Source organism: Bradyrhizobium sp. LLZ17, assembly GCF_041200145.1.
Lineage (GTDB): Bacteria > Pseudomonadota > Alphaproteobacteria > Rhizobiales > Xanthobacteraceae > Bradyrhizobium.
The window spans coordinates 4,725,150-4,749,260 of the sequence record NZ_CP165734.1; the positions used below are offsets into that span (position 1 = coordinate 4,725,150).

At 64.4% G+C, this 24,111-nt stretch carries 24 protein-coding genes, 1 tRNA gene and 1 pseudogene; 9 read left to right on the forward strand and 17 right to left on the reverse strand.

Translation table 11 applies throughout. From position 1 onward, the window contains the following. Positions 1–9: 9 nt before the first annotated feature. Entirely contained in the window at positions 10–390 is a 381-nt protein-coding gene (locus AB8Z38_RS22725; RefSeq protein ID WP_369720028.1) for a response regulator, read from the reverse strand. A 179-nt stretch (positions 391–569) separates the two neighbouring features. Between AB8Z38_RS22725 and AB8Z38_RS22730 the strand changes: the two genes are divergently transcribed. The 4 genes and pseudogenes from AB8Z38_RS22730 (at position 570) to AB8Z38_RS22745 (ending at position 5,121) form a co-directional block, all read left to right on the forward strand. Then, a complete protein-coding gene (locus AB8Z38_RS22730; protein ID WP_369720029.1) occupies positions 570–1,334 on the forward strand; it encodes a Crp/Fnr family transcriptional regulator in 765 nt (254 codons plus the stop codon). Positions 1,335–1,377: 43 nt separating this feature from the next. Further along, positions 1,378–1,600, forward strand: a pseudogene (locus tag AB8Z38_RS22735) (hypothetical protein). 256 nt (positions 1,601–1,856) lie between these two features. Beyond that, positions 1,857–3,683 carry a translational GTPase TypA gene (typA, locus tag AB8Z38_RS22740; protein ID WP_369720030.1) on the forward strand — a complete coding sequence of 609 codons (1,827 nt, stop codon included), beginning with the start codon at positions 1,857–1,859 and terminating at the stop codon, positions 3,681–3,683. A 190-nt stretch (positions 3,684–3,873) separates the two neighbouring features. Continuing rightward, positions 3,874–5,121 (forward strand): flavin monoamine oxidase family protein, encoded by a 1,248-nt coding sequence (locus AB8Z38_RS22745; RefSeq protein ID WP_369720031.1) that lies wholly within the window; start codon positions 3,874–3,876, stop codon positions 5,119–5,121. A 118-nt stretch (positions 5,122–5,239) separates the two neighbouring features. Here the strand turns inward: AB8Z38_RS22745 and AB8Z38_RS22750 are convergent, their stop codons facing one another. The 4 genes from AB8Z38_RS22750 to AB8Z38_RS22765 are packed head-to-tail and all read right to left on the reverse strand — an operon-like array spanning position 5,240 to position 8,329. Then, positions 5,240–5,647: a thiol-disulfide oxidoreductase DCC family protein gene (locus AB8Z38_RS22750; RefSeq protein WP_369720032.1), complete on the reverse strand. Its 408-nt coding sequence runs from the start codon at positions 5,645–5,647 to the stop codon at positions 5,240–5,242. Continuing rightward, positions 5,647–6,966, reverse strand: coding sequence for an SDR family oxidoreductase (locus AB8Z38_RS22755; protein ID WP_369720033.1), 1,320 nt, complete (start codon positions 6,964–6,966; stop codon positions 5,647–5,649). The genes AB8Z38_RS22750 and AB8Z38_RS22755 overlap by 1 nt, the downstream gene beginning before the upstream one ends. Before the next feature lie 8 nt (positions 6,967–6,974). Then, positions 6,975–7,442 (reverse strand): DUF2269 family protein, encoded by a 468-nt coding sequence (locus tag AB8Z38_RS22760; RefSeq protein WP_369720034.1) that lies wholly within the window; start codon positions 7,440–7,442, stop codon positions 6,975–6,977. Next, the gene (locus AB8Z38_RS22765; protein WP_369720035.1) at positions 7,439–8,329 is read right to left on the reverse strand and encodes an alpha/beta hydrolase family protein; all 891 of its coding nucleotides are present in this window, start codon (positions 8,327–8,329) and stop codon (positions 7,439–7,441) included. Before AB8Z38_RS22765 ends, AB8Z38_RS22760 begins: the two co-directional genes overlap by 4 nt. Positions 8,330–8,593: 264 nt before the next feature. Here AB8Z38_RS22765 and AB8Z38_RS22770 point away from each other — a divergent pair, with 264 nt between their 5' ends. Next, the gene (locus AB8Z38_RS22770; RefSeq protein ID WP_027533231.1) at positions 8,594–9,103 is read left to right on the forward strand and encodes a GNAT family N-acetyltransferase; all 510 of its coding nucleotides are present in this window, start codon (positions 8,594–8,596) and stop codon (positions 9,101–9,103) included. Between the two features lie 180 nt (positions 9,104–9,283). After that, entirely contained in the window at positions 9,284–9,817 is a 534-nt protein-coding gene (gene ppa, locus AB8Z38_RS22775) for an inorganic diphosphatase (RefSeq protein WP_369720036.1), read from the forward strand. A gap of 277 nt (positions 9,818–10,094) precedes the next feature. Here the strand turns inward: ppa and folD are convergent, their stop codons facing one another. From folD to AB8Z38_RS22790, 3 genes are read right to left on the reverse strand one after another with little or no spacing between them, the layout of a single operon-like run. Continuing rightward, positions 10,095–10,979: a bifunctional methylenetetrahydrofolate dehydrogenase/methenyltetrahydrofolate cyclohydrolase FolD gene (gene folD / locus AB8Z38_RS22780; RefSeq protein WP_369720037.1), complete on the reverse strand. Its 885-nt coding sequence runs from the start codon at positions 10,977–10,979 to the stop codon at positions 10,095–10,097. A gap of 9 nt (positions 10,980–10,988) precedes the next feature. Further along, positions 10,989–11,315: a DUF167 domain-containing protein gene (locus AB8Z38_RS22785; protein WP_369720038.1), complete on the reverse strand. Its 327-nt coding sequence runs from the start codon at positions 11,313–11,315 to the stop codon at positions 10,989–10,991. Positions 11,316–11,360: 45 nt separating this feature from the next. Further along, positions 11,361–11,651, reverse strand: a complete 291-nt coding sequence (locus AB8Z38_RS22790; RefSeq protein WP_092232626.1) for a YggT family protein — start codon at positions 11,649–11,651, stop codon at positions 11,361–11,363. A gap of 185 nt (positions 11,652–11,836) precedes the next feature. Between AB8Z38_RS22790 and AB8Z38_RS22795 the strand changes: the two genes are divergently transcribed. Further along, a tRNA-Ala gene (locus AB8Z38_RS22795) sits at positions 11,837–11,912 on the forward strand. A 123-nt stretch (positions 11,913–12,035) separates the two neighbouring features. On the opposite strand, the gene AB8Z38_RS22800 is transcribed toward AB8Z38_RS22795, so the two are convergent. The 7 genes from AB8Z38_RS22800 to AB8Z38_RS22830 all read right to left on the reverse strand — a co-directional run bounded on the left by AB8Z38_RS22800 (position 12,036) and on the right by AB8Z38_RS22830 (position 19,943). Continuing rightward, complete coding sequence (locus AB8Z38_RS22800) at positions 12,036–12,848, reverse strand: enoyl-CoA hydratase (RefSeq protein ID WP_369720039.1); 813 nt, start codon at positions 12,846–12,848, stop codon at positions 12,036–12,038. Positions 12,849–12,943: 95 nt separating this feature from the next. Beyond that, on the reverse strand, positions 12,944–13,747 hold the full coding sequence (locus AB8Z38_RS22805) for a glutamine amidotransferase (protein WP_369720040.1): 804 nt from the start codon (positions 13,745–13,747) through the stop codon (positions 12,944–12,946). A 158-nt stretch (positions 13,748–13,905) separates the two neighbouring features. Beyond that, positions 13,906–14,685, reverse strand: a complete 780-nt coding sequence (locus AB8Z38_RS22810; protein WP_369720041.1) for an SDR family NAD(P)-dependent oxidoreductase — start codon at positions 14,683–14,685, stop codon at positions 13,906–13,908. A 231-nt stretch (positions 14,686–14,916) separates the two neighbouring features. After that, positions 14,917–15,405 (reverse strand): TerB family tellurite resistance protein, encoded by a 489-nt coding sequence (locus AB8Z38_RS22815; protein WP_369720042.1) that lies wholly within the window; start codon positions 15,403–15,405, stop codon positions 14,917–14,919. 291 nt (positions 15,406–15,696) lie between these two features. Next, complete coding sequence (locus AB8Z38_RS22820; RefSeq protein WP_369720043.1) at positions 15,697–17,106, reverse strand: adenylate/guanylate cyclase domain-containing protein; 1,410 nt, start codon at positions 17,104–17,106, stop codon at positions 15,697–15,699. Positions 17,107–17,156: 50 nt separating this feature from the next. Continuing rightward, a complete protein-coding gene (locus AB8Z38_RS22825; RefSeq protein ID WP_369720044.1) occupies positions 17,157–18,524 on the reverse strand; it encodes a cytochrome P450 in 1,368 nt (455 codons plus the stop codon). Between the two features lie 48 nt (positions 18,525–18,572). Then, positions 18,573–19,943: a hydrolase gene (locus tag AB8Z38_RS22830; protein WP_369720045.1), complete on the reverse strand. Its 1,371-nt coding sequence runs from the start codon at positions 19,941–19,943 to the stop codon at positions 18,573–18,575. Positions 19,944–20,080: 137 nt separating this feature from the next. On the opposite strand from AB8Z38_RS22830, the gene AB8Z38_RS22835 reads away from it, so the two are divergent. After that, on the forward strand, positions 20,081–21,769 hold the full coding sequence (locus tag AB8Z38_RS22835) for an MFS transporter (RefSeq protein ID WP_369720046.1): 1,689 nt from the start codon (positions 20,081–20,083) through the stop codon (positions 21,767–21,769). Between the two features lie 164 nt (positions 21,770–21,933). Here AB8Z38_RS22835 and AB8Z38_RS22840 read toward each other — a convergent pair whose 3' ends face one another. Next, positions 21,934–22,146 carry a cysteine rich repeat-containing protein gene (locus AB8Z38_RS22840; RefSeq protein WP_369720047.1) on the reverse strand — a complete coding sequence of 71 codons (213 nt, stop codon included), beginning with the start codon at positions 22,144–22,146 and terminating at the stop codon, positions 21,934–21,936. Between the two features lie 163 nt (positions 22,147–22,309). Next, on the reverse strand, positions 22,310–22,633 hold the full coding sequence (locus AB8Z38_RS22845) for a hypothetical protein (RefSeq protein ID WP_369720048.1): 324 nt from the start codon (positions 22,631–22,633) through the stop codon (positions 22,310–22,312). 252 nt (positions 22,634–22,885) lie between these two features. Between AB8Z38_RS22845 and AB8Z38_RS22850 the strand changes: the two genes are divergently transcribed. Then, on the forward strand, positions 22,886–23,932 hold the full coding sequence (locus AB8Z38_RS22850; RefSeq protein WP_369720050.1) for a polysaccharide deacetylase family protein: 1,047 nt from the start codon (positions 22,886–22,888) through the stop codon (positions 23,930–23,932). Positions 23,933–24,111 lie beyond the last annotated feature (179 nt).

The window sequence follows — 24,111 nt, forward strand, 5'->3', positions numbered from 1 at the left end:
GACGCACCGTCAGGCGCGGCGCATCCGCAGCGCGGCCTCCAGCGCATCGCTGGAGCACGGCTTTTGCAGACGCGGGCGCGCTGCAAAGACCGAAGGAATGCTCGCATCCGCGCCGTAACCGGTCACGAACACGAACGGAATCTTCAGAGCGACGAGACGGTCGGCGATCGCAAAGCTTTTCTCGCGGATCAACTCGACGTCGAGCAGCGCGAAATCCGGCGGACGTCTCGCGATCGCCTCCAGCGCCTGCGCCACTGAGCCCACGGTGCGCACGCTCGTCACGCCAAACCCGAGCAGGCGATCCTCGAAATCGATGGCAATGATCGGATCGTCCTCGACGATCAGGACATCGGCAGGACACTCTGAGCCGTCGGAAAAAGCGGGTGCCATCATCGCATCTTGGAACACGGTGTTTCTCGGACCAGGACTGCCGCGTCGCGATGCTGCGCCCAGCGCATCGGAGGGTTCCCGGAACGAAACCCACCACATCGCCGTTCTCTGGTCTGTCCACTTGTGCACACAGGAAATGGCCGGAACTCGCTATTGTGGGAGGAGGATGGGAGTTCCCGATGGACGCGCGCACCGGCAAGACAACCGAGCTCGACAGCCGCCCCGCAAACAATCTGCTGCGGCGGCTGAGCCACGCGGACTACACGCTGCTCGCGCCGCATATCGCGGTTGACGCCGCTGCGGCAAACGAGCTGCTCTACAGCCCCGGCGACGACGTCCAGATTGCGCACTTCCCGTGCGGACCCTCGCTTGCGACCTTCGTCGTCCCCAATGAGGACGGCCGCGACGTCGAGACCATTCTGGTCGGCCGCGAAGGCGCGGTCGGCGGCATTGTCAGCGAGGGATTCCTGCCGGCCTACACCCGAATCTCCGTGAAGTTCGGCGGACCGTTTGCGCGTATCAATGTCGCCAAGCTGGAAGCGGCCAAGCGGCGTTCGCCGTCGCTGCACAACATCTTTGCCCGCTACGCCGACTGTATGCTGGCGCAGGTTTTCCAGTCGACCGCCTGCAACGCCATCCACTCGATCGAGCAGCGTACGGCCAAATGGATGCTGGCGGCGATGGAGCGGACCGGCGATGACAACAGCGTGCCGCTGACGCATGAGCAGCTTGCGACCTTGCTCGGCGTCGGCCGCAGCTATGCCAGCCGCGTGCTCCAGTCGTTCAAGGCGGAAGGCGTGCTTGAGACGCGGCGCGGCTCGATCCTGGTTCGCAACCGTGACGGCCTCCGCCTGCGCGCCTGCCTGTGCAACGACGCCGTCAAACTGCACTTCGAAGAGGTGCTGCGCGGGGTCTATCCGAGCGAGGAGACCGAGGCCGGCTAGCGCCTGCCGCGCTCTTCCGTCATGGAGAAGATGCCGCCGGACTATCCCGCCGAACCAGCGCAGCGGCTGCCTGACCGCGCTGATAGCGATCTTCGGGATCATCATGTTGCTGCCGCGCCTCTGCGCGCTCCTGTTCGGCGGAATTTCAAATATCCGACCGCGGCCAGATCGATTCCGACGTCTCGCCCCTGGTCTTCCTGGGCCTGGTGGTGGGGCTTGGGGGCGTCGCTCTGATCTGGGCCGCCATCAGGGGCCGGCACGTCTGAGCAAGGGTTTCGCCTAACCCCCGGGGATTCCCGGATAAAATTCAGTCAACCAATCGCGAAAGAACGCATTGTTTTTTGGGGTTTTTTGCATATATTGCGCCGCAACGCATAGGGTGCCCGGTCGAGCTGACCGGGCTTCCTTTTTGGGCGTAGCAGGCCCCCGTTTTTCACGTTTCCAGCGTTATCCGTGAACAGGTCCCGGTCTGACCGGCGAGATCGCGCTTAACCCATTGTCCGACCGCAAAGAAGCTCACTCATGAACCTTCGTAACGTCGCCATCATCGCCCACGTCGACCACGGCAAGACGACCCTGGTCGACAAGCTCCTCCAGCAATCCGGCACGTTCCGCGAGAACCAGAAGGTGACGGATCGCGCCATGGACTCCAACGATTTGGAGCGTGAGCGCGGCATCACCATTCTGGCCAAGGCGGCCTCGGTGCAGTGGAAGGACACCCGCGTCAATATCGTCGATACCCCCGGCCACGCCGATTTCGGCGGCGAGGTCGAGCGCATCCTCAACATGGTGGACGGCGCGCTTGTGCTGGTGGACGCGGCCGAAGGCCCGCTGCCGCAGACCAAATTCGTGGTTTCCAAGGCGCTCAAGGTCGGCCTCAAGCCGATCGTCGTCATCAACAAGGTCGACCGCCCCGACGCGCGCCCGACCGAAGTCATCAACGAGGTGTTCGACCTGTTCGCGGCGCTCGACGCCAGCGAGGAGCAGCTCGACTTCCCGATCCTGTACGGGTCGGCCAAGCAAGGCTGGATGGCCGAAACCCCCGAGGGTCCCAAGGACAAGGGCATGGAGCCGCTGTTCGACCTGATCCTGCGCCACGTCGCGCCGCCCACGGTCGAAGAGGGTCCGTTCCGGATGATCGGCACCATCCTCGAAGCCAATCCCTATCTCGGCCGCATCATCACCGGCCGCATCTCGTCCGGCGTGGTCAAGCCGAACCAGGCGGTCAAGGTGCTCAATGCCGACGGCAAGCTGGTCGAGACCGGCCGCATCACCAAGATCTTGGCGTTCCGCGGTCTGGAGCGTACGCCGCTCGAGGAAGCCGAAGCCGGCGACATCGTCGCCATCGCGGGCCTGACCAAGGGCACCGTCGCCGACACCTTCTGCGATCCGACCGTCGAGGTGCCGCTGCCGGCACAGCCGATCGACCCGCCGACCGTGTCGATGTCGTTCATCGTCAACAACTCCCCGCTCGCCGGCACCGAAGGCGACAAGGTGACGAGCCGCATGATCCGCGACCGTCTGCTGCGCGAGGCCGAAGGCAACGTCGCGCTGCGCGTGGTCGAAGCGTCCGACAAGGACGCCATGGAAGTCTCGGGCCGCGGCGAATTGCAGCTCGCGATCCTGATCGAGACCATGCGCCGCGAGGGTTTTGAGCTCTCGGTGTCGCGCCCGCGCGTCGTGCTTCAGAAGGACGAGGCCACCGGCGCCACCATGGAGCCGATCGAGGAAGTCGTCATCGACGTCGACGAGGAGCATTCCGGCGTCGTCGTGCAGAAGATGAGCGAGCGCAAGTCCGAGCTGATCGAGATGAAGCCGTCCGGCGGCAACCGCCTGCGGCTGGTGTTCTACGCGCCGACCCGCGGCCTGATCGGCTATCAGGGCGAACTGCTCACCGACACCCGCGGTACCGCGATCATGAACCGCCTGTTCCACGGCTACGCCCCGTACAAGGGCGAGATCCAGGGCCGTCGCAACGGGGTGCTGATCTCCAACGACCAGGGCGAGGCTGTCGCCTATGCCATGTTCAAGCTGGAAGACCGCGGCCCGATGATGATCGAGCCGGGCTGGAAGGTCTACAAGGGCATGATCGTCGGCGAGCACACCCGCGACAACGATCTCGAGATCAACGTGCTCAAGGGCAAGCAGCTCACCAACATCCGCACGACCTCGAAGGACGAAGCGGTGCGCCTGACCCCGCCGATCCGCATGACCCTGGAAAAGGCGCTGGCCTATATCGAGGACGACGAGCTCGTCGAGGTCACGCCGAAGTCGATCCGGCTGCGCAAGAAGCACCTCGACCCGAACGAGCGCAAGCGCGCGGAAAAGTCCAAGGAAGCGGTGGCGTAAGCTACCGGCCTCGACACTGTCATGCCCCGCGAAGGTGGGGCATCCGGTACGCCGCGGCTTCTCCGTACCTGACGACTGTCTCTGGAATACTGGATCACCCGCTCCAGTGCGCAATTGCGCACAAGGCGGGTGATGACGGCTATGCATGCGGCGGCTTCAGCACATCCAGCGAACGTGCTAGAGCCCGCTGATGAGCTCCCTACCGTCCTCCGTCGATGTCGCGATCATCGGCGCCGGCGCCGCCGGCCTCGGTGCGGCGCATGTGCTGCGCGACTCCGGCCTGTCCGTGATGGTGCTGGAGGCGCGTGACCGGCTCGGCGGCCGGGCCTGGACCGTGCAGGCCTCGCCGGAGGTCACCTTCGATGTCGGCTGCGGCTGGCTGCACTCGGCGGACAAGAACTCCTTCGTCGCAATCGCCAAACAACTCGATTTCGAGATCAACCAGGACCTGCCGCCCTGGCGCGAGCGCGCCTTCGGCAATGCCTTTCCGCAAACCGAGCGCGACGAATTCATGCGCGCGATGGACGCATTCTATGCGCGTCTCTGGCAGGCCGCGCAGACCGGCAAGGACGAACCCGCGAGCAGCAGCCTGGAGCCCGGCAATCGCTGGAATGCGATGATCGACGCGATCTCGACCTACATCAACGGCTGCGAACTGAAGCATATGTCGACGCTCGACTGGGACGCCTATGAGGACACCGGCCTCAACTGGCGCATCCGCCGCGGCTATGGCGCACTGATTGCGGCCTATGGCGAAAACTGTCCGGTGACGCTCAATTGCAACGTCACGCTGATCGATCATTCCGGCAAGCGCATCCGCCTCGAAAGCTCGCAGGGCACGCTGACCGCCGACAAGGTCATCGTCACCGTGTCGACCAATCTGATCGCCGACGAAGCGATCCGCTTTTCGCCTCCCCTGCCCGCGAAGATCGATGCCGCAGCCGGCCTGCCGCTCGGCGTCGACGACAAGGTGACGTTGGCGCTCGACGACGCCGAAGCCTTCCCGAAGGAAGGCAATCTGCGCGGCGCCACCATGCGCACCGAGATGGGGACCTATCACATCCGCCCGTTTGGGCAGCCCTGCATCGAAGGCTTTTTCGGCGGCAGTTTTGCACGCCAGCTGGAAGAGGCCGGCGACGGCGCCATCGCCGCGCACAGCATCGACGAGATCGCGATCCTTCTCGGCAACGACATCAGGGGAAAGCTGAAGCCGCTGTACGAGTCGCGCTGGGCGCATGATCCGTTTGCGCGAGGCTCCTATTCGCACGCGCTGCCTGGCCATGCGGGGGACCGCGCCGTGCTGGCCACAGCCGTGGATGGCCGCCTGTTCTTTGCGGGAGAGGCGACATCGCCAAGTTTTTTCACGACGGCGCATGGGGCGCGAGATAGCGGCGAGCGGGCGGCGAAGGAAGTGCTCGCGATTCTGGGCAGGCCGTAACCACACACTCCGTCATTGCGAGCGCAGCGAAGCAATCCAGGGTCTTTCCGCGGCGGCAGTCTGGATTGCTTCGCTGCGCTCGCAATGACGAGCTTCCCGCAATAACGGGCTACTCGGGTTACTCAATCACCCTCGCCCGCAGATCCGCATCCGGCACAAAGCACGCATCGTACTTGCCGAAGATGCGATAGCGGTTGCGCGCGATGAGGCCGTACACCGCGTTGCGCAACGGCTTCGGCACAGCAAGTAGCGCGCGTGTCCAACTCCATCCCGGCAGATGCGACAGCACCGTCAGCGCAGCGTCCGACTGCAAGAACGCCTCTCCGCGGTGAACCACTGCATTGGTATCGGGATCATTGGGATCGATGCCGAACGTGCGCGCCAACCGCGCTCCATAGTCCGACTGGATCGGCGTGAATCGAAATCGCTTCGCCGTGTCGCGCTTGGCAATGAACCGCACCCAACGCGAGCAGAAGATACAGACGCCGTCGAACAGGATCACATCGTCATCGGGCCATTTGGGCATCAGCGGTTATCCAGCATGAGCAATGCCACGAGCATCAGCACGATCGCCGGCCCTGTCTTCACCAGCGCGCCGAGCGGCTCGATCCAGAGGTCGGGGGCCAGGATCGCCGCGCCGGCCATATAGGCGAGCGATGCGACGATGCCCGCGACCAGGCCGATGGCTGCCGTACGACGAAAAGCGATCAGGACGCCAATGCCCATGTCCATCAGGCTGGTGCCAATGGTGATGGGATCGACCAGTGCCGGCGGAAAGCCGTGCGCGCTCAAAATGCCGGCGGCGGCGCGATAGGAGACGACCAGCGCGATAAAGCCTGAAACGAGCCAGAACGCCACCAGGCTCGCGATGATCAATGCCTTGATCAGGAACAGCCGTGCGAACCATTTGTCCTGGATGGAAGCGGGATGACGCCCAACTGCTTCAGCCAGCGTCTTTGGGGCAATGCCGGTGGCTGCGATCCACGTCGAGGGATCGCCCGTCACGCCGCGGCGCAGCTCGGCGATCGCGGTGGAGCGCATTGGCGGCATCCAGCCGAGAGAGCTGGCGACGTCGCCGATTTTCGCGCCGAGATCGAGCATGAAGGATGGCATCGCGACGCGCGGCCAGCCGGCGGTGCCGAACGCACACCGGAACTGCTTGACGACGCCGGCCATCGTCATTGGTTCGGACTGCATCAGGTCCCAGCTCACGGCTTTCACGGATAGATCGTCGATGTCGCGCGCGACGAGCCAGGCAATGGTGGCAGCGATGTCCTCGACCGCAACAGGCTGGAACGGCGTCGCCATTTCGGCAGTCGGCAGGTCGAGCGGAAAAGCGGCGATCGCGCGCAGCATGGCGCTGCCGCCATAGGCCGATGGCGCGATCACGAAGCCGGGGCGCAGGATGGCGTGGGGAATGCGGGAGGCGGCGATCAGCCGCTCGGCCTCGCGCTTGGTCGTCGCGAATGCGGTGCGATCGTCCTGTGCGGTTCCGGGAATCGAGATGTGCACCAGCCGGATTGCCCGTCCGCTATCGCTCAATGCCTTGAGCAGGCGTGCGACGAAATCGCGATGCACGGCGTTGGTGTCGCTGCCCGGCCCATCCTGAAGCACGCCGAGGCAGTTCACGACGATATCCACTGCGTGCTCCCGCAACAGGCGGGTCAGCGTGGCCGCATCGAGCGAGAGAATCGGCAGCTCGAGATCAAGCGCGGTCATCTTCTGCGCCGGCGACAAGCGGCGTGCGAGACCGACCACACGAAAGCCCCGCGTGCGCAAATCGTCCGTGATGAAGCGACCGATCAGGCCGGAGGCGCCGAGCACGAGAATGGTGCGCTGGTTCATCACGTCTCTCAGATCGGTTTCGCGATCATCAGCCAGAGGATCAGCATCGTCGCGCCGAATCCGGGGAAGCCGAACGCGAACCAGCGGCGGAACAGGACGAAGTAACGCTCCGGCAGCGCGACGTGCTGCTCGGCCGCGTTGCGCGCGAGATCGCGCATCTCGATCTGCATGAAGACGACGGGCACCCAGAACAGGCCTGCGATCACAAAGAGCGCGAGCGAGGCCAGCAGCCATCGCTCCGTGATCGGCGTGGCCGAGAGCATCATCAGCAAACCGCCCGTGATCGGCTGCACGAGCACAGCCGATACCGTGAAGATCGCATCGGCGATCACCACCACCGAAGCCGTGCGCGCGATGAACTCCGCATCGTGACTGCGATGCGCCATCAGCATGAAGAAGGCGATGCCGCTTCCGGTACCGAGGATGACGATGGCACCGAGCACATGCAGATATTTGACCAGGAAATACAGTGTCATGGCTTCTTCGCCAGCGGCGGCTTCAGCGCGCGGTCGAGCTCCAGGCTTGCGGCTTTGACGCCGGCCTCGGTCTCGATCATCCAGTGGCCCTCGCTGCCCACCGCGGGCAACGCGCGGAAATCGACCTTTCCACCGCCGCTACGAAATGCGTCCGCCAGACTTCGCGAGAACGCCGGCGCAAAATAGCTGTCATTGTCCGCGACCAGCCATGTGACGGGAACGCGCGCGGCTTTGCCGAATTCGGCCGCGGCCGCAAGCAGCGTATGCGGCGCACAGATCCGGTTCGCTTCATCGTTGGCGTGGCCGCCGCGCCCCGGTGCGAAGGCAATGATCGCGGAGATCGCCTTCGGATCGGCATTCGCGAGTGCCAGCGCACCCCAGCCGCCTGCGGAGTGTCCGAGCACGACCGCGGCGTCTCTGCGGACAAAATCCTGCTTCCGCAGATAGTCCAGCGCGAACGAAATTTCCGCGGCGGTGGCGCGGCCGGAGCGGGCGTAATCAGCCTCGTCACAGCCGCCCTGGTCCTCCACATAGCGCCCGCCGGTCGCGCCATGGCCGAGCCGCTCGGGCACCAGCACGGCGAAACCGCGCGCGACGAGAAACGCGACGAGCGCGCGGTATTCCGGCTGCGGCATTTGTGCACGACGCAACACGTTCTGTGTCGTTGCGTGCGCGATCACCGCGAGCCGAAACGGACCGGTGCCGGCGGGGCGAAACAGCAGCGCATGCGCGGCAATGTCGGTATCCGGGGATGGTACAAGCCATTGTTGTCGCCGGAACGGCTCGCCTTCCTCTCCCGATGGCCCGAACGTGACCTGGGCGCGCAGCGGCGGCGCCGCCAACAGGGATAGCAGAGGCAGGAGGGCGAGGATGTTGAGGAGCCGCATCAATTGCCGAAAGCGAACAGGGGGACGCAGTCAGACTGGTAGGAACGAATCATTCTGGACGGGCTTTCTGCGGTGCCGTGGCCGTTCATTCGTTGCCGCATCGCAGTTTTGCACCGGCGTACATCACACCATTGCCGTTCAAGGCAGCCGCTTGTCTTCTTTCGGTACAACATGGTTAAAATACTGATGCAGAAAGTCCACAGCTTAACCGATAATTAACGATAGGTCTTGCCGCCGGCGCGGCGACTTGGTTTGATCGCATCCATGAGCACAACCCTGATCGAGGTCCGGCCGGCCAAAGCTGCAGATGCAACTGCAGTGGCGTCCACCCATGACGAAGCATGGCGCTCGGCCTATCAGGGCATCATTCCCGGCGCCGAGCTGGAGAAGCTGATCAACCGCCGCGGTCCGCAGTGGTGGGACAGCGCGATCCGCAAGGGCAGCCGCGTCAGCGTGCTGGTGTTCGGCGACAAGATCGCGGGCTACGCCAATTACGGCCGCAACCGCGCCCGCAGCCTGCACTTCGACGGCGAGATCTACGAGCTTTACCTGCGTCCGGAATTCCAGGGCCTCGGCTTCGGCCGTCGCCTGTTTACCGCCGCCCGCCGCGACCTCATGCAGAGCAATCTCAAGAGCATGGTGGTATGGGCGCTCTCGGACAACGACCCGGCGACCGAGTTCTACCGGGCGCTGGGTGGCCGGATGGTGGCGCGCTCCTCGGAGCGATTCGGGCCGAAATCGCTCGACAAGGTTGCCTTCGCCTGGACCAATTGAGCTGCTGAAAGCTTAACCGGCAGCGCTTCCATTCCGTCGATACCGTTGCCTCTTGAGCCGGTGATCGCTGGATTCATTATTTCACAAAAACGCGATGGAGTGGCGGGCCAAGCCCGCGTATGACAATGCCAAAATCGCTGCCGGGCGCGATTTAACCTCGGCAACAACGGAGCCTCTTGAATGCGTATCGATGCGGTCTCGATCGGAAAAAACACGCCACACGAAGTGAACGTCATCATCGAGGTGCCGGTGGGCGGCGAGCCGATCAAATACGAGATGGACAAGGAGGCCGGCACGCTGGTGGTCGACCGCTTTCTCTACACGCCGATGCGTTACCCCGGTAATTACGGTTTCATCCCGCACACGCTGTCGGATGACGGCGACCCCTGCGACGTCCTGATCGTCAACACCCGCGCCATCATCCCGGGTGCCGTCATGAGCGTGCGTCCGGTCGGCGTGCTGTTCATGGAAGACGAAGCCGGCGGCGACGAGAAGATTCTGGCGGTGCCGTCGTCAAAGCTGACGCAGCGCTACGACAAGGTGAAGACCTATTCCGACCTGCCCGACATCACGCTGCAGCAGATCCAGCATTTCTTCGAGCACTACAAGGATCTCGAACCCGGCAAGTGGGTGAAGATATTGCGCTGGGGCGGCCCGGAAGATGCCCACAAGCTGATCCTCGAAGGCGTCGAGCGCGAGAAAAAGAAGGCATGAGTTTTCCGTAGCCCGGAGCCGATGACGGTACCTCTCCCTGCAAATCGCAGGGCCATCGCATATCGCCATTGGCCGACCTGAACGCGCGCCTCGTCCTTCGAGACGACCGCTCCGCGGTCTCCTCAGGATGAGGCTAAGCGGCAGTCGGAGCCCGTTGAAACTGCTGCCGCACACTCGGTCCTCATCCTGAGGGCCCGCCAAAGGCGGGCGTCTCGAAGGATGGCCACAGAGAAATCAGCCTCATATGCGATGGCTGCCGCAAGCGGGGCGAGGTGAACTACACCGCCGGCTTCGGCAGGCCTGCGATCGCGCAGGCCGCGCGCAGCGTGTTCACGAGCAGGCAGGCGACCGTCATCTGGCCGACCCCGCCCGGCACCGGCGTGATCGCGCCAGCGACCTCAAGCGCTTCCTGAAAGGCGACGTCGCCGACGAGTCGCGTCTTGCCGTCATCCCTTGGAATACGGCTGATGCCGACGTCGATCACGGTCGCGCCCGGCTTGAGCCAGTGGCCGCGCACCATCTCCGGCCTGCCAACCGCCGCATAAACGAGATCGGCCTGCTTGACGAGCCCGGGCAAATCGCGTGAGCGCGAATGCGCGATGGTCACCGTCGCGTTCTCGTTCAACAACAACTGGACCAGCGGGCGGCCGACCAGATTGGAGCGGCCGATGACGATCGCGTTCATGCCTTCGAGCGAGGCATGCACGCTCTTGGTCAGGATGATGCAGCCGAGTGGCGTGCAGGGCGACAGCGCCTCGAACCCGCCGGCGAGCCGCCCGGCATTATTGGGATGCAGGCCGTCGACATCCTTGGCCGGATTGATGGCATTGACCACGGCTTCGGTGTCGAGGCCCTTGGGCAGGGGCAGCTGCACCAGGATGCCGTGCACGGCGGGATCGCGGTTGAGTTTTGCCACCAGCGCCAGCAGATCTGCCTGCGAGACGTCGGCGGGCAGCTTGTGCTCGAACGAGGCCATGCCGGCGGCTTGGGTCTGCGTGTGCTTGGAGCGGACATAGACCTCAGAGGCGGGATCGCTGCCGACCAGGACCACGGCGAGCCCCGGGACCAGATTGTGGTTACGCTTGACGCGGGCGACGTCGTCGCCGACGCGGGCGCGAAGCTCAGCGGCGATGACTTTTCCATCGATGATCTTGGCCGTCATGTCAGTTCCCTATGCCTTCGATTTGGCTTCAGCGAGCTGGCGCAACGCTTCGGAAAGCCGCGCCGGATCGCCCTCGACCGCGATCTGCTTCAGCCGTGACGTCGCCCCGGACAGGAGACTGACGCTGGCCTTGGGCACGCCGAGCGATTTCGCCAACAGCGCCAGCACCGCGCGATTGGCCTCGCCGCCATCAGCGATCGCGCGCACGCGCACCTTCAGGACGCTGCGGCCGTCGGAGAGCTGCTCGATCCCGTCGATGCCGTCACGCCCGCCGCGCGGCGTCACCCGCAACGCAATGCTGAGGCCCGTGGTGGAGGTGCGCCAAGGATCAGTCAAGGATCGGTCACCGCTCCATCAACGCTCCGTCACGGTTCCGCGGGTCTAGGGCACGTTGGGATAAACGTACTCGGCGAGATAGAGCTGGATCAGCCAAAGCACGAAAAACGCGACGATCGGAGACATGTCGAGGCCGCCCATGCTGGGCAGCCGGCGCCTGATAGGGCCGAGCACCGGTTCGGTGATCCGATAGAGAAATTCCGCGATCGCTCCGACGAACTGGTTGCGGGTATTCACGACGTTGAACGCGATCAACCAGGACAGAATCGCCGATGCGATCAGCAGGTAAATGTACAGATTGATGATCTGGATCAGGATGAAGACGATCGGGCGCATCAGCGAAACACTCTCTGGGCCTGTGCCGTGGGATGGTCATGGCTAGATACCGGTTCCCCCCAGCCCAAACAAGGGAAGTCGGCGCCGGGATGGCTAAAACCCCCTTACGCCCGTCCTTGACTTGACCTTGGCGGGGACTTAAATGGCGCCCGGTTGTCGGCCGCATTACCAGAGCGGCCTACTACGGGGCCATAGCTCAGCTGGGAGAGCGCGTCGTTCGCAATGACGAGGTCGGCGGTTCGATCCCGCCTGGCTCCACCAGCCTTCGCTCGCTTCGCGAGCTTCGGCTAGGCAAGCCAGCCAAGCTCCCTCATAGCGAAGGGAGCGAAGGCTGCCCCGCCATAGCCCGCAGGGCGACGGCGGGCTCCATCCGAATTTCTCCCCCTACCTCCCCGTAAACCTCGGCGGCCGCTTTTCCAAGAAGCTTGCCACGCCCTCCCGGAAATCACTGCCGTTGAGCGCGACCAGCATCTCGCGATTGGCCTCGATGGTGGCCTCGCTGAGCGTCTGGAACGGCACCTCATAGAGCTGCCGCTTGATCACGGCCATCGCGCTCGGCGAGACGAAATCGGCGAGATCGCGCGCATAGGCATAGGTCTCCTCGCGAAGTTTCTCCGGCGCACAGAGCCGGTTCACGAGCCCGATCCGCAACGCCTCCTCGCTTCCCACGCGCCGGGCCGAGAGCAGCAAATCCATCGCATTGGCATGGCCGACGATATGCGGCAGCATCCAGGAGATTCCATGCTCGGCGATAAGTCCGCGCCGTGCGAAGGCGGTCGTGAACACGGTGTTATCAGCGGCAAAGCGCAAATCGCAATAGAGCGCATGCACGAGACCGATGCCGGCGGTCGCGCCGTTGAGCATCGCGATGACCGGCTTTCCGATCGACGGATAGAAGCCATAGCGCGTCTGCCAGTCCGGCCGCCTGTTCATGTCGAACGGCGGCAGGTTCGAGGCGCGCCTGATGTCGTTTGGATCGAGCCCCTTCAGCGCATCCATGTCGGCGCCGGCGCAGAAGGCGCGGCCCGCGCCGGTGAGCACGATGACGCGGACATCATCGTTCTTGCTTGACGCTTCCATCGCATGGCGTACGTCGCGCTCCATCACCGGCGTCCACGCATTCATGCGTTCGGGACGATTGAGCGTGATGGTCGCGATCTTGTCGCCGACGTCATAGAGAATGTGTTCATATTCCATGGCGCTCTCCCTGTTTGCCGGCGTGTTCGCGCGCGCTCGTTGGCGGCAAGCCTAGCATATTCAGGGACGAGGCAAGGGCTTACGCGAAGACGCGATCACTCGGCGGCTTGCGCCAGCACCGGCCGGCGCGACAGCCAGCCATCGACGAAATGATCGAGCCAGGCGCGTTCTGCTACGTCATAGACGGCGCGGTCCGCGAAATGATGATGCCGCTGCCGTGCGCCGGGCGCGCTGAAGCCGTCATAGCCGCGCGTGGTCCAGCAATGCATCATCGCGTAGGTCACGTCGGGATGAAACTGGACGCCAAAGGCATTGCCGGACCGAAACGCCTGCACCGGAAAATCATCGCCTTCCGCAAGCAGCTCCGCGCCGACCGGCAGCCCAAATCCCTCCCGATGCCAGTGATAGACCTGCGCCGGCCAGTTCGGGCAGAGCGTACGGCCCGCCGCGGTCGGGCGGATCGGGTAGTAGCCGATCTGGGTCAGCGCGGCCGGATGCGGCGCGACGCGGGCGCCAAGCTGCATCGCGAGCATTTGCGCGCCAAGGCAGATGCCGAGGAACGGCCGCTGCTCGCGGAGCGGAATGTCGATCCAGTCGATCTCGCGGCGGATGTAGTCGTCGGAATCGTTGGCGCTCATTGGGCCGCCGAAAACGACGGCGCCGGCGTGCCGCTCGAGCGTGTCGGGCAGGGGATCGCCGAAGCGCGGCCTGCGGATGTCGAGGCGATGGCCGAGCGCGCGCAACGCATTGCCGACGCGGCCGGGCGTCGAGGATTCCTGGTGCAGGACGATGAGGACCGGCAGCCGGGCTTCAGGACTCGCAGCCGATGCGCCGAGGGCCCTTCGCTGGGGAAAGGGCACCAATTCTGCGCCACCAAACCTGTCCGTCCGGAACGACATTGCCTTTCCAGTTGCTCTCGCCAAGCGCTCTCGCCAAAGCGCTATCGGTTCAGACCGCCAGCATAACTAAGCGAAGGTTAATTTCGTGTGAGTTCGCGCACACAAGCTTCCCGATACGGAAAGCAAGCTCCGGGCCAATGCCGGCGCGCGGGCTTTCTTTAGTGCCTTTGCCTCTGAAACCAACTTGTGGCTGACAGGATGAAGCCGCGCGGGAATAACCGCAACGCGAACGGCACAAGCTTGATGCCAAGACCAGGCAGCACTGCCCGTTTGTTTGCCATCAGCCCACGATAGGCCTCGCGCGCAACATCGGCGGCAGAAACATTGAGGACGGCGGTATCGTGTCCGGAGCCAACGCCAGCGCGCGCCTGGAATTCGGTCGGCACTGGACCCGGGCAAAGCACGGTGACGCGAACGCCGTGCGGCGCGAGCTCCGCCCGCAGCGCCTCGGTGAAGGAGATCACATAGGCCTTGGAGGCGTAGTAAACCGCCATGCCGGGTCCTGGCAGAAAGCCGGCGACCGATCCGACATTGAGCAGGCCGCCCTTGTTCCTGATGAGTTGATCGGCGAAACGCAGCGACAGATCCGTCAGGGCCCGGACGTTGACATCGACGATGCCGACCTGCTCGGCGCGGTCGCGCTCGATTGCATCGCCGAACACGCCGAAGCCTGCATTATTGACGAGATGGTCGAGCTCGACGCCTTCCGCGACGAGCGCTGCCGCGATCTTTTCGCAGGCGTCCGCGTCCTGAAGATCGCACGCGATCACGATCGGCTTCTTGCCGCCCTTGCCGGCGAGCTCGCTCGCAAGCGCCTCCAGCCGGTCCGCCCGTCGCGCCGTCAGCGCGAGACGGTGTCCATTCGCGGCGAACACACGCGCCAGCTCCGTACCTATGCCCGCCGACGCACCGGTGATCAACGTTACCCGCTCAGTCACGATCGAAGTCTCTTGAATTGAAGTTTTTTGGCCCCGTAATGGCTGGAACGAGAGCATAGGCCGCGCGGAACAGGCAAGCGGCGCTGGCAGCATGGCCGCCTGAGCGGGCAAAGGGGAGAGCGGGAAAAACTGCGGATTTACAGGGGAATCCGGAAAGCCAAGCGCGCGAGCGCTACATTAAAGTTTCGTCATGTGGTCAGCACAACCGGCAATGGGCCGTGTCGGGCGTGATCAGCCGCTGATGGCGCCGTCCTTGACCTGACCGCCGATGCGGTCCGCGACCGCGTGCTTGAGATCGATCCGGTCGCGCTGGGCGATTCCGAGCAGGTCGGAGGCGCGCCAGACGACGTTGTCCTCGAACTCCGTGACCTGGCCGTCGGCATAGACCAGCTCCCACATCATCTGGACGATGCGCTTGCGACCCTGTTCGTCGAGCGAGCGCATGATGACGCTGGTGAAGTGATAGAGGTCGACCGCTTCGCCCTCGACCTGGGTCGCGTCCGCGATCAGCCGGTCGGCGGTGCCGCGATCGAGCCCGAAATGGCTCTCGATCAGGCTGTGCAGCTTGCGTTGCTCGGCCGGCGTCGGCTGCCCGTCCAGCGAAATCACGTGAACCAGCAGCGCCGTGGCGGCCAGCCGATAATCGCTTTCACCGAAGCTGCGATCCCCGGCATGAGGGGCAACGATCTCGGCGATGAACTGGCGCAGGCCGTCGAGCATAGGATCCTACCGAAATCGATGAAGCCGCCTGAGGCGCGGCCGCTACAAGCCATTATATGAGCGGGAAACTCAGATAGCGCAACGTGCGTCAGTTCCGCGCGTGCATTACGTTTCGGCAATCTGGGCAGATTGGTTGCCGCGCTCGACGGCGGGATTTGGCGCGAACCTCCCACTGCCGTCATTGCGAGCGGAGCGAAGCAATCCAGAATCTCTCCGCAGTGACCGTCTGGATTGCTCCGTCGCAAGGGCTCCTTGCAAGGACGGAGAATGTTGCGGCATCGCCCCATCCCCTTACGGTATCTCGTACACCACCATCTTGTCGGCGATGCCACGCAGCGCCGCCTGTTTCTGGATCGGCGTGATCTCGCGCTGCTTGAGGATTTCCGCAACCGCGGGCTCATCCAGCACCGGGCTCGTGATGTGGATCTCCCGCGCCGTGGACAGGCTCTGCACGCGCGCCGCGATATTGACGGTCTGGCCGAAATAATCCTGCCGCTCGTTGAGCATCACCGCGAGGCACGGGCCTTCATGGATGCCGATCTTGACGATGAGATCGGCGGTACCACGCTTCTTGTTGAGCTCGTCCATCGCCGCGCGCATCCGCAGGCCGGCGACGATCGCATGCTCGGGACGGACAAAGGTCGCCATCACGGCATCGCCGATCGTCTTCACCACCGCGCCCTTCTCGGACGAGATGATCTCGAGCAGCGCATGGAAATGCGCGCGCACGAGATCGAAGGCGGCAAGATCGCCGACCCGCTCGTAGAGCGCGGTCGAGCCTTTGAGGTCCGTGAACAGGAAGGTCAGCGAGGTGATCTGGAGGCGCTGGTCGAGACTGAGATTGTCCGCCTTGAAGACATCGCGAAAGGTCTGGTTCGACAGCATGCGCTTGGCGGTAAGGAACGGCTTGCGCTTGCCGATCAGGTGATGAAGTGCCTCGGCCGCGATGAACACCGCCGGCAGCACGCGCACGCCGGCCTGGTTCTCCAGCGACAGCCGCAGCGGGCCCGGCCGCAAGGTCGTGGTCCCGGTCGGAGCCTGAACCCTGTTGTACATGATGGCGAGCTGCTGGCGGTCCTTGGTCGGTTCGCCCTGGACGTCGATGAAATGGGCCGCGTGCGTCACCGGCTCGAAGATGATGATGAAGTCGTTCGGCAGTTGCAGCGACATGGTCGCCTTCTCGCCGGCCGGCAGCTCGAACGTATCCAGCGTCACCTCGTTGGCGAGCGTCGCAAACGAGTCCTTGTTGAAGTCGACGCCGGAACTCCAGAACACCTGCTTGAAATAGTCCCACACCGGAAGCGAGTTGGGGTCGTGCGCCGCGATGCGCCGCACGCGCGGATTCACCGTGAAGGAGACCTCGACCTGGTCGTCGACGGATGCCTTGTAACCGCAGGCGCACAGCGCACAATGATAGTCATCGGGCTTGAGTGCCTTCAGGGTCGAATGCGCCCCAAGCACGCCGCCGCAGCCCGGACACAGCACGTTCCAGCCGAGATCGAACAGCCCGAGCCGGGCCGAATGCAGGAAAGCGGAGATCGCCCGCTCTTCGTCGAGATTGTGCTGCCTGGAGAAGTCGAGAACGTTGACGCGGTTGAGCTCGTGATCCTCACCGTCCTCGATGAGGCGATGGATCGCGTTGACCACCTCGGCGTCGGCGGTCTGCTTCAGAACGGAAAGCTGGGCCTGGATGTCGCTCATGGCGTAACTCTATCTAGGATGGATCACGCCGTTGGCCAGACGATCGCCTGTCACCGACGCGTGATGCGGAACATGGGTGAGTGGTCCGGCTGGGTCGTGACGACGCCACATGGAATGACCGGATTGGCATCGACCAGCTCGACGCGGAACGCGCCGATCAGCCGGGCCAGGGCCAGGACCGATTCGGCTTGCGCAAACGGCGCGCCGATGCAGACGCGCGGGCCCGCACCGAACGGCAGATAGGCGAAGCGGTCCGGCGCCTCCGTCGACATGAAGCGTTTTGGAATGAACGCGTTCGGCTGATCCCACAATTTCTCGTGCCGGTGCAGCAGCCACGGCGCGATCATGATGATGTCGCCCTTGCCGACGGCAATGCCGGCCACATTGTCCTTGTCGCGCGCGGCCCGGGCGATCAGGAACGCCGGCGGATAGAGCCGCATGGTCTCGTCGATCACGGCGCGGGTGAATTTTTGGCGATCGATGTCGGCCATGCTGTCGAGGTGTTCGCCGCGCGTCTCGGCGGCGACCTCCTCCTGCGTGTCCGGATCGAGCGCGAGCAGATACAGCGCCCAGAACAACGCGGTTGCCGTGGTCTCGTGACCGGCGAGAATCATGGTCGCGACCTCGTCGACGAGCTGCGCGTCGGAAAAACCCTTGCCGGTTTCAGGGTCGCGCGCCTGGTCCATGAGATCGAACAGATCCTGCGGCGGCGCGCCGTCCTTCTTGCCGGCCGCACGCCGCTCGGCGATCAGCATCGCGACAAAGTCGGTCCAGCGCTTGCGAAAGCGGGCACGGGCACGATCCATCGGGGTCGGCCAGGACACCGGCAGCAGCATGTCGAGGAAATAGGGCCGGCCCAGGCGCTCGCCATATTCCGTGACGAAGTTGCGCAGAGTCGGGCCGTGCCGGTCCATGCCGAAGGAGAACATCGTGCGTCCGGCGATCTCGAGCGTCATGCGCTGCATGATCTCGCGCAGATCGACGGCCTCGCCGGTTTGCGCGTCGAGTTTCGCAATGGTCTCGTCGAGCACCGCCGTCATGTGCGGGACCAGGTTTGCGGTGGCACGCGGCGTGAAGGCGGGCGCCAGCGTCCGCCGCTGAAACGTCCAGGCGTGGCCCTCCGCGATCAGGAGACCTTCGCCGAGCACGGGGCGCAGCATGCGGATGCCGGCGGGCGTGCGCGTGTAGTTCTCGTAATTGCTGAGCAGGACATGCCGGATCGCGTCCGGGCGGTTCAGAATGAAGCTCTTGTGCAGGAAGAAGCGGCCCTGGATGATCTCTTCCTCATAGGCGCGCTGGCCCCAGGTCGCGATCATGTTCTGCCTGATCACCGCCAGACGGCCGAAGAACGACATGTCGTCGGGTGCGCGCGGCGGGCTGGGAGGAACGATGGGCCGACGCACGCTGGCGATGTTCATGGCTCTCTCCCGCAGCTAGCTTCGCAGTCAAGGCTTGCAGCTCAACAGCTAATAAGTCAGCTCGGCAATCGCAATCCTGTTCTCGGAGGCAGGCCAGGCGCGTGCCACAATTCGTTCTTCGTTGAATTGGGCCACGACGCTACGCCCGACCTCGCTGGCCGGAAAGCGCAGGGTTGCTGTCGAATCCGTGGGCACGCCCGACTTGACGTCGGCGGGCTCATGGCCGTCGAACAGAACGGTGTCGCGCGGCAGGCCGAAATAGCCCCGCGGACGCGACATGATCATGACCGATCCGGCATCCTTGTCCGCCGGCCCGAACGGGCGCGCGGCACGTAAATGCACGACGTCAGAGGAGCGGGGGAACGGCGAGCGATAGAGGTGCGTCGTCGGCGCGTCCGGCGAGGTCAGGACGATTTCGAGCGGCGAGGTGGGCTCGACCTCGGCCGGCCCCCAGCGGCCATCGGCCGCGGTGGTCGAGCGGTAGACCGCATCGCCCTTGCGCTCGCCGGTTTCGCGATCAACCTGGAATACCTCGACCGTTGCGCCCGCGACCGGGCGATTGGTCGGCACGCCGCCCGGCGTGCCCGTGACCAATCCGCTGAGGCGGACGCTCCGTTCCGGCACGATCGCAATGCGCGATGGCTCGCGGCCGGCGATGAATTTGTAGATCTCGCGGAAGGCGCGCGGGTGATACGCCGTCTCGCGATGGTCGATCGCGCCGAGCACGAGATTGGTCGCGCCCTTCAGTTCGGGCCCCTCGGCGGTGATGCCGGTCGGCACGCCGGGCTTGCCCAAGAAGCGACCGTCGGACTGCGCGTATTTGTCCATGCCGTCGCTGCGTATGGTGAGGAAAGCCGTGCCCGGCGTCACCTCGCTGTCGCCCTCGTTCAGGCCGCGCAAGAAGGCGCCGCGTCCGTTGAACTCGCTGCCGAGCAGATCATCGAACGCGAAGACCCCGTGATTGGGCGTGCCGCACACGACCGCGTGGCTGACATCGCCTCCGCCGCCGTTCTTGACGACGTTGCGGATGGCGTAGCCGCCGCGCGAATTGCCGACCAGCGCCACACGCGCCACACCGGTGCGGCGCTTCAATTCGGCGATGGCGGCGGCCAGCTCACGGCGCTGGTCCTCGGTGGACGAACGGTCGGCCTGCTCGACCGTATCGTCGGTGCGTGCGTTCGGATTGGTGAAGTTGATCGCCATCATGCGATCATGCGCAATGCCGTTGGATTCCATCCGCCAAAGCGTCGTGATCCAGAGCGCGTCGTAGTCGCCGTTGCCGTGGACGAACAGGATGGGCGGCACCTCGGACCCTCCGGCCGCGGACGACGTTTGCGCCCGTGCATCCATCCGGAAGTTCGCAACCGCGAAAGCCAGGCCACCTGCACCTTGCAGGATCGTCCGTCGTGATAGCTTCATCTGTTCCTCACCGGTAAAACCACGTCTTTGCACCGCTTATAGCGGCCTAACCACTGGACAGAGAAGGACTTTCGCAGGCATCACTGCAGGCGCCGGAATCATTTAAGCCATTTCTGCCGGACGATTTGGAAGGGGATATGACCGAGCAGCCGAAACGCCAGAAAGTGACCGCCGAGGGCATCACCGCGCCTTTGCAGTACACGATATTCCGGCGCATCTGGCTCGCCAGCCTGCTGTCCAATCTGGGCCTGCTGATCCAGGGCGTGGGCGCGGCCTGGGCGATGACACAGATGGCGGCTTCCGCCGACAAGGTGGCGCTGGTGCAGACCGCATTGATGCTGCCGATCATGCTGATCTCGATGCCTGCGGGCGCCATCGCCGATATGTACGATCGCCGCATCGTCACGCTGATCGCGCTGTCGATCGCGCTGACCGGCGCGACCGCGCTGACGCTGCTCGCCTGGTTCCAGCTCATCAGCCCGGGAACGCTGCTGGCATTCTGCTTCATCGTCGGCAGCGGCAACGCGCTGTTTGGGCCTGCCTGGCAATCCTCGGTCAGCGAGCAGGTGCCGCCGGATGCGCTGCCCTCGGCGGTGGCCTTGAACGGCATCAGTTACAACATCGCCCGCAGTTTTGGTCCGGCGATCGGCGGCGTCATCGTCGCCTCTGCCGGCGCGGTCGCTGCGTTCGCCTGCAATGCGATCCTCTATCTGCCGCTGCTGGTGGTCTTGCTGTTGTGGCGGCGCAGCACCGAGCCCTCGCGTCTGCCGCGGGAAAAGCTCAACCGCGCCATGGTCTCGGGCTTCCGCTACATCACCAATTCGCCGCCGATCAAGATCGTGCTGTTGCGCACGCTGGTGATGGGCCTGTGCGGCGGCGCCGTCATGGCGCTGATGCCGCTGGTCGCGCGCGACCTGCTGCATGGCGGCGCGCAGACCTACGGCATCATGCTGGGCGCCTTCGGCATGGGCGCCGTCGTGGGCGCGCTCAACATCCACGAGCTGCGCAAGCGCATGAGCGGCGAATCCGCGATCCGCGCCTGCACGATCTCAATGGCGTTCGCGATGGGCGCGCTTGCCTTGAGCACCGAACCCGTGCTCACGGCGGCGGCGCTCGTGCTGGCCGGCGCGGTCTGGATGGCAGCCGTCGCGCTGTTCAATATCGGCGTGCAATTGTCGGCGCCGCGCTGGGTCGCGGGACGATCGCTCGCGGCGTTCCAGGCTTCGATCTCGGGCGGCATTGCGATCGGTGCCTGGGGCTGGGGCCATCTCACCGATTACGCCGGCGTCGAGGTCGCACTGCTGGTGGCGGCCGGACTGATGCTGATCTCTCCGCTGCTGGGCATCTGGCTGGCGATGCCGCGCGTCGGCGCGCGCAACGAGGACGCCGAGGTGCTGGCCGATCCGGAAGTCAAGCTATCGCTGACCGGACGCAGCGGGCCGCTGGTGGTCGAGATCGAATATCGCGTCAGCCAGGAGAACGCGCGCCCCTTCCACAACGTGATGCAGGACGTGCAGCTCTCCAGGCAGCGCAACGGCGCCTATGGCTGGTCGATCGCGCGCGACATCGCCGACCCCGAATTGTGGACCGAGCGCTATCACTGCCCGACCTGGTTCGATTATCTGCGCCAGCGCAACCGCTCGACCCAGTCGGAACGCGCCTTGCACCAGAGCGCGATCGATTTCCACATCGGCCCCGATCCCGTGCGTATCCGCCGCATGCTGGAGCGTCCGTTCGGCTCGGTGCGCTGGAAGGAAGAGACGCCGGATCGTGCGGGTGCCGAGGTGCTGCCGGTGGTCGCGACCGCGGCGGGGAGCAGTACGTAGCAGTCAAACACTCTGCCGTCGTCCCGGCGAAGGCCGGGACCCATAGCCACAAGCGGAAGTTTGGCGAAAACTCGAAGTTGCGATCGCGCCCGGTACAGCTCGCCGCGCCTTATCGATGCATCACGGGGTATGGGTCCCGGCCTTCGCCGGGACGACAATGACAATTACTGCCCGTGATCCGTCAGCACCTTGTCGCAGGCCTTGGTCAGGCGGGCGCGATGCTCTTTCAGGCAGGCGAGCACGGCGCCATCGCCATTGTTCATGACGGCGCGACAGAAGCGCGTGACATCGCGCGCGCAGGCGTCGTGACCGGGCTGCTGCGCGGAGGCGCTGGCTGTAAACAGTAGCAACGGAAAAAGAAAAGCTGATCTGGTCATCGCGTAATGCCTCTTGCCCGGAGCAATGTGCGGGCGAAGCTAGAGCGGCGATGCCGGAGCCGCAACGGCTTTATTGACAGGGCGCAGCGGCGCGCCGGATGGCCCCGGCATCACGCCGGGGCACATTGCTCGGGAGCTCAACGGGAAATTGGTTGCTCGCGTCTTAGTGACCGTCCTGGGCGTCAGCGACCTTGTGTGAGGCGCCCTTGGCGAGATCCTTGTCCATCACCGCGCGGCAGCCGGCGCTCAGGTCGGAGCGGTGCTGCACCATGCATGCAGTGATCTTCGGGATGTTGGGGATCTCCGACGAGCAAAGGCGGAAGGCATCGCTGGTGCACATCTGCTGTGCTTCGGCCGAGAAGGCGAAGCTCGAGCTGGTCGAGGCGATCGAGACGATCGCCGCAAAGCCGAGAGCCAGGCTGGTGTCGCGGATCTTGGCAGAGAAAGACTTGGTCGAGAAAGACTTGGTCGAGAAGAACTTTGTCATTTGAAGCTCCCATTAGCACCGCCGAAGCGGGCCCGTTGTTGATGGGAGCTACAATGCTCCAGCAAAGCAGTTTCCACTGTGATGACGGTCACGTGCCGCACCGCGACTGTGACATCGGTCACTTTGGCGCACCTCGCTGAAATTCCTGCGCAACCGCTGTCGTGTTGGTGTCACGTTAACTGTTCCTTCGCATTAATGGCTCGTCGCGCGGGAAATTCCGCTGGTTTGGTTGCGTATTTGGAAAGAGTAGCGATGCGTAATGCGTTGGGCCTGATGCTGGCCAGTGTCCTTGCGGCGGCCGTGATCGCCGGAGGTTGGTTGTTCTATTCCTCGCGCGCCGACCAGGGCGGCCCCAAGACAACAGCGGCCCATGCCGCCGATCCACTGCCGGCGAAGCTCGCCGCCAAGGATGACGTCGAGACCACCGCGGCGCTCGCGGGCAAGCCTGCCGCCGCAGCGCCGGCGCCGGCACCTGCGGCCGCAGCGATCGTCCCCGTCCAGCAGAAATCGACCTGCGCCAATCCGAACGCGCTCGGCGTGTCTCGCGTGGTCGAGATCGACACCACCGGTGGTCCCGGCTTCGGCTTCGAAACTTTCAAGCAGTTCGACTTCCTCACCGACAAGGAGGTCGTGCTGACCTTCGACGATGGTCCCTGGCCGGTCAACACGCCCGCGGTGCTGAAGGCGCTCGCGGAAGAATGCACCAAGGGTCTGTTCTTCTCGGTCGGCAAGCATGCGACCTACCACCCGGAAATCCTGCGCCAGGTGCTGGCCCAGGGCCACACGGTCGGCGCGCACACCTGGTCGCACCTCAATCTCAACAGCAAGAAGTTGACGGAGCAGCAGGCCAAGGACGAGATCGAGAAGGGGTTCAGCGCCGTGAAGCTCGCGCTCGGCACCGAGCCGTCGCCGTTCTTTCGCTTCCCGCAGCTTCAGCACAATCCGGCGATGGTGACCTATCTCGGCACCCGCAACGTCGCGATGTGGTCGACCGATCTGGATTCCTTCGACTTCAGGAAGGGCGCCACGCCGGAGAAGATCGTCGAGACCGTGATGACCAAGCTCGACAAGCTCGGCAAGGGCATCATCCTGATGCACGACTTCCAGAAGCACACCGGCGAAGCGCTGCCGACGCTGCTCGCGCGCCTGAAGGCCGGCGGCTACAAGGTCGTGCAGATCAAGGCCAAGACCACCTTCCAATCGCTGCCGGAATATGACGAAGCGCTGCTGAAAGAGATGAAGGTGCCGACCTCGAGCGCGCGTCCGATCGGAAGCGTGGTTCAGACGGTTTCGCAGTAGCGCGACCAATCGGATCGAACCGCTTCACCCATTTGCGTCATGGCCGGGCTTGTCCCGGCCATTGTCGTTTTTGAATCGAGACTGAAGACGCGGATGCCCGGGATGCTAGTAGCGGCGCCAAGCGCGACGCGCACGCGAGCTGGCTGCCGCGGTGAAGACGCTGGCCGCAATGATCGAGT

Bases quoted from the DNA above. Each gene is read 5' to 3' on its own strand.
- AB8Z38_RS22725 (WP_369720028.1), bottom strand. From the start codon at position 390: ATGGCACCCGCTTTTTCCGACGGCTCAGAGTGTCCTGCCGATGTCCTG.
- AB8Z38_RS22730 (WP_369720029.1), top strand. From the start codon at position 570: ATGGACGCGCGCACCGGCAAGACAACCGAGCTCGACAGCCGCCCCGCA.
- typA (WP_369720030.1), top strand. From the start codon at position 1,857: ATGAACCTTCGTAACGTCGCCATCATCGCCCACGTCGACCACGGCAAG.
- AB8Z38_RS22745 (WP_369720031.1), top strand. From the start codon at position 3,874: ATGAGCTCCCTACCGTCCTCCGTCGATGTCGCGATCATCGGCGCCGGC.
- AB8Z38_RS22750 (WP_369720032.1), bottom strand. From the start codon at position 5,647: ATGCCCAAATGGCCCGATGACGATGTGATCCTGTTCGACGGCGTCTGT.
- AB8Z38_RS22755 (WP_369720033.1), bottom strand. From the start codon at position 6,966: ATGAACCAGCGCACCATTCTCGTGCTCGGCGCCTCCGGCCTGATCGGT.
- AB8Z38_RS22760 (WP_369720034.1), bottom strand. From the start codon at position 7,442: ATGACACTGTATTTCCTGGTCAAATATCTGCATGTGCTCGGTGCCATC.
- AB8Z38_RS22765 (WP_369720035.1), bottom strand. From the start codon at position 8,329: ATGCGGCTCCTCAACATCCTCGCCCTCCTGCCTCTGCTATCCCTGTTG.
- AB8Z38_RS22770 (WP_027533231.1), top strand. From the start codon at position 8,594: ATGAGCACAACCCTGATCGAGGTCCGGCCGGCCAAAGCTGCAGATGCA.
- ppa (WP_369720036.1), top strand. From the start codon at position 9,284: ATGCGTATCGATGCGGTCTCGATCGGAAAAAACACGCCACACGAAGTG.
- folD (WP_369720037.1), bottom strand. From the start codon at position 10,979: ATGACGGCCAAGATCATCGATGGAAAAGTCATCGCCGCTGAGCTTCGC.
- AB8Z38_RS22790 (WP_092232626.1), bottom strand. From the start codon at position 11,651: ATGCGCCCGATCGTCTTCATCCTGATCCAGATCATCAATCTGTACATT.
- AB8Z38_RS22800 (WP_369720039.1), bottom strand. From the start codon at position 12,848: ATGGAATATGAACACATTCTCTATGACGTCGGCGACAAGATCGCGACC.
- AB8Z38_RS22805 (WP_369720040.1), bottom strand. From the start codon at position 13,747: ATGTCGTTCCGGACGGACAGGTTTGGTGGCGCAGAATTGGTGCCCTTT.
- AB8Z38_RS22815 (WP_369720042.1), bottom strand. From the start codon at position 15,405: ATGCTCGACGGCCTGCGCCAGTTCATCGCCGAGATCGTTGCCCCTCAT.
- AB8Z38_RS22820 (WP_369720043.1), bottom strand. From the start codon at position 17,106: ATGAGCGACATCCAGGCCCAGCTTTCCGTTCTGAAGCAGACCGCCGAC.
- AB8Z38_RS22825 (WP_369720044.1), bottom strand. From the start codon at position 18,524: ATGAACATCGCCAGCGTGCGTCGGCCCATCGTTCCTCCCAGCCCGCCG.
- AB8Z38_RS22830 (WP_369720045.1), bottom strand. From the start codon at position 19,943: ATGAAGCTATCACGACGGACGATCCTGCAAGGTGCAGGTGGCCTGGCT.
- AB8Z38_RS22835 (WP_369720046.1), top strand. From the start codon at position 20,081: ATGACCGAGCAGCCGAAACGCCAGAAAGTGACCGCCGAGGGCATCACC.
- AB8Z38_RS22840 (WP_369720047.1), bottom strand. From the start codon at position 22,146: ATGACCAGATCAGCTTTTCTTTTTCCGTTGCTACTGTTTACAGCCAGC.
- AB8Z38_RS22845 (WP_369720048.1), bottom strand. From the start codon at position 22,633: ATGACAAAGTTCTTCTCGACCAAGTCTTTCTCGACCAAGTCTTTCTCT.
- AB8Z38_RS22850 (WP_369720050.1), top strand. From the start codon at position 22,886: ATGCGTAATGCGTTGGGCCTGATGCTGGCCAGTGTCCTTGCGGCGGCC.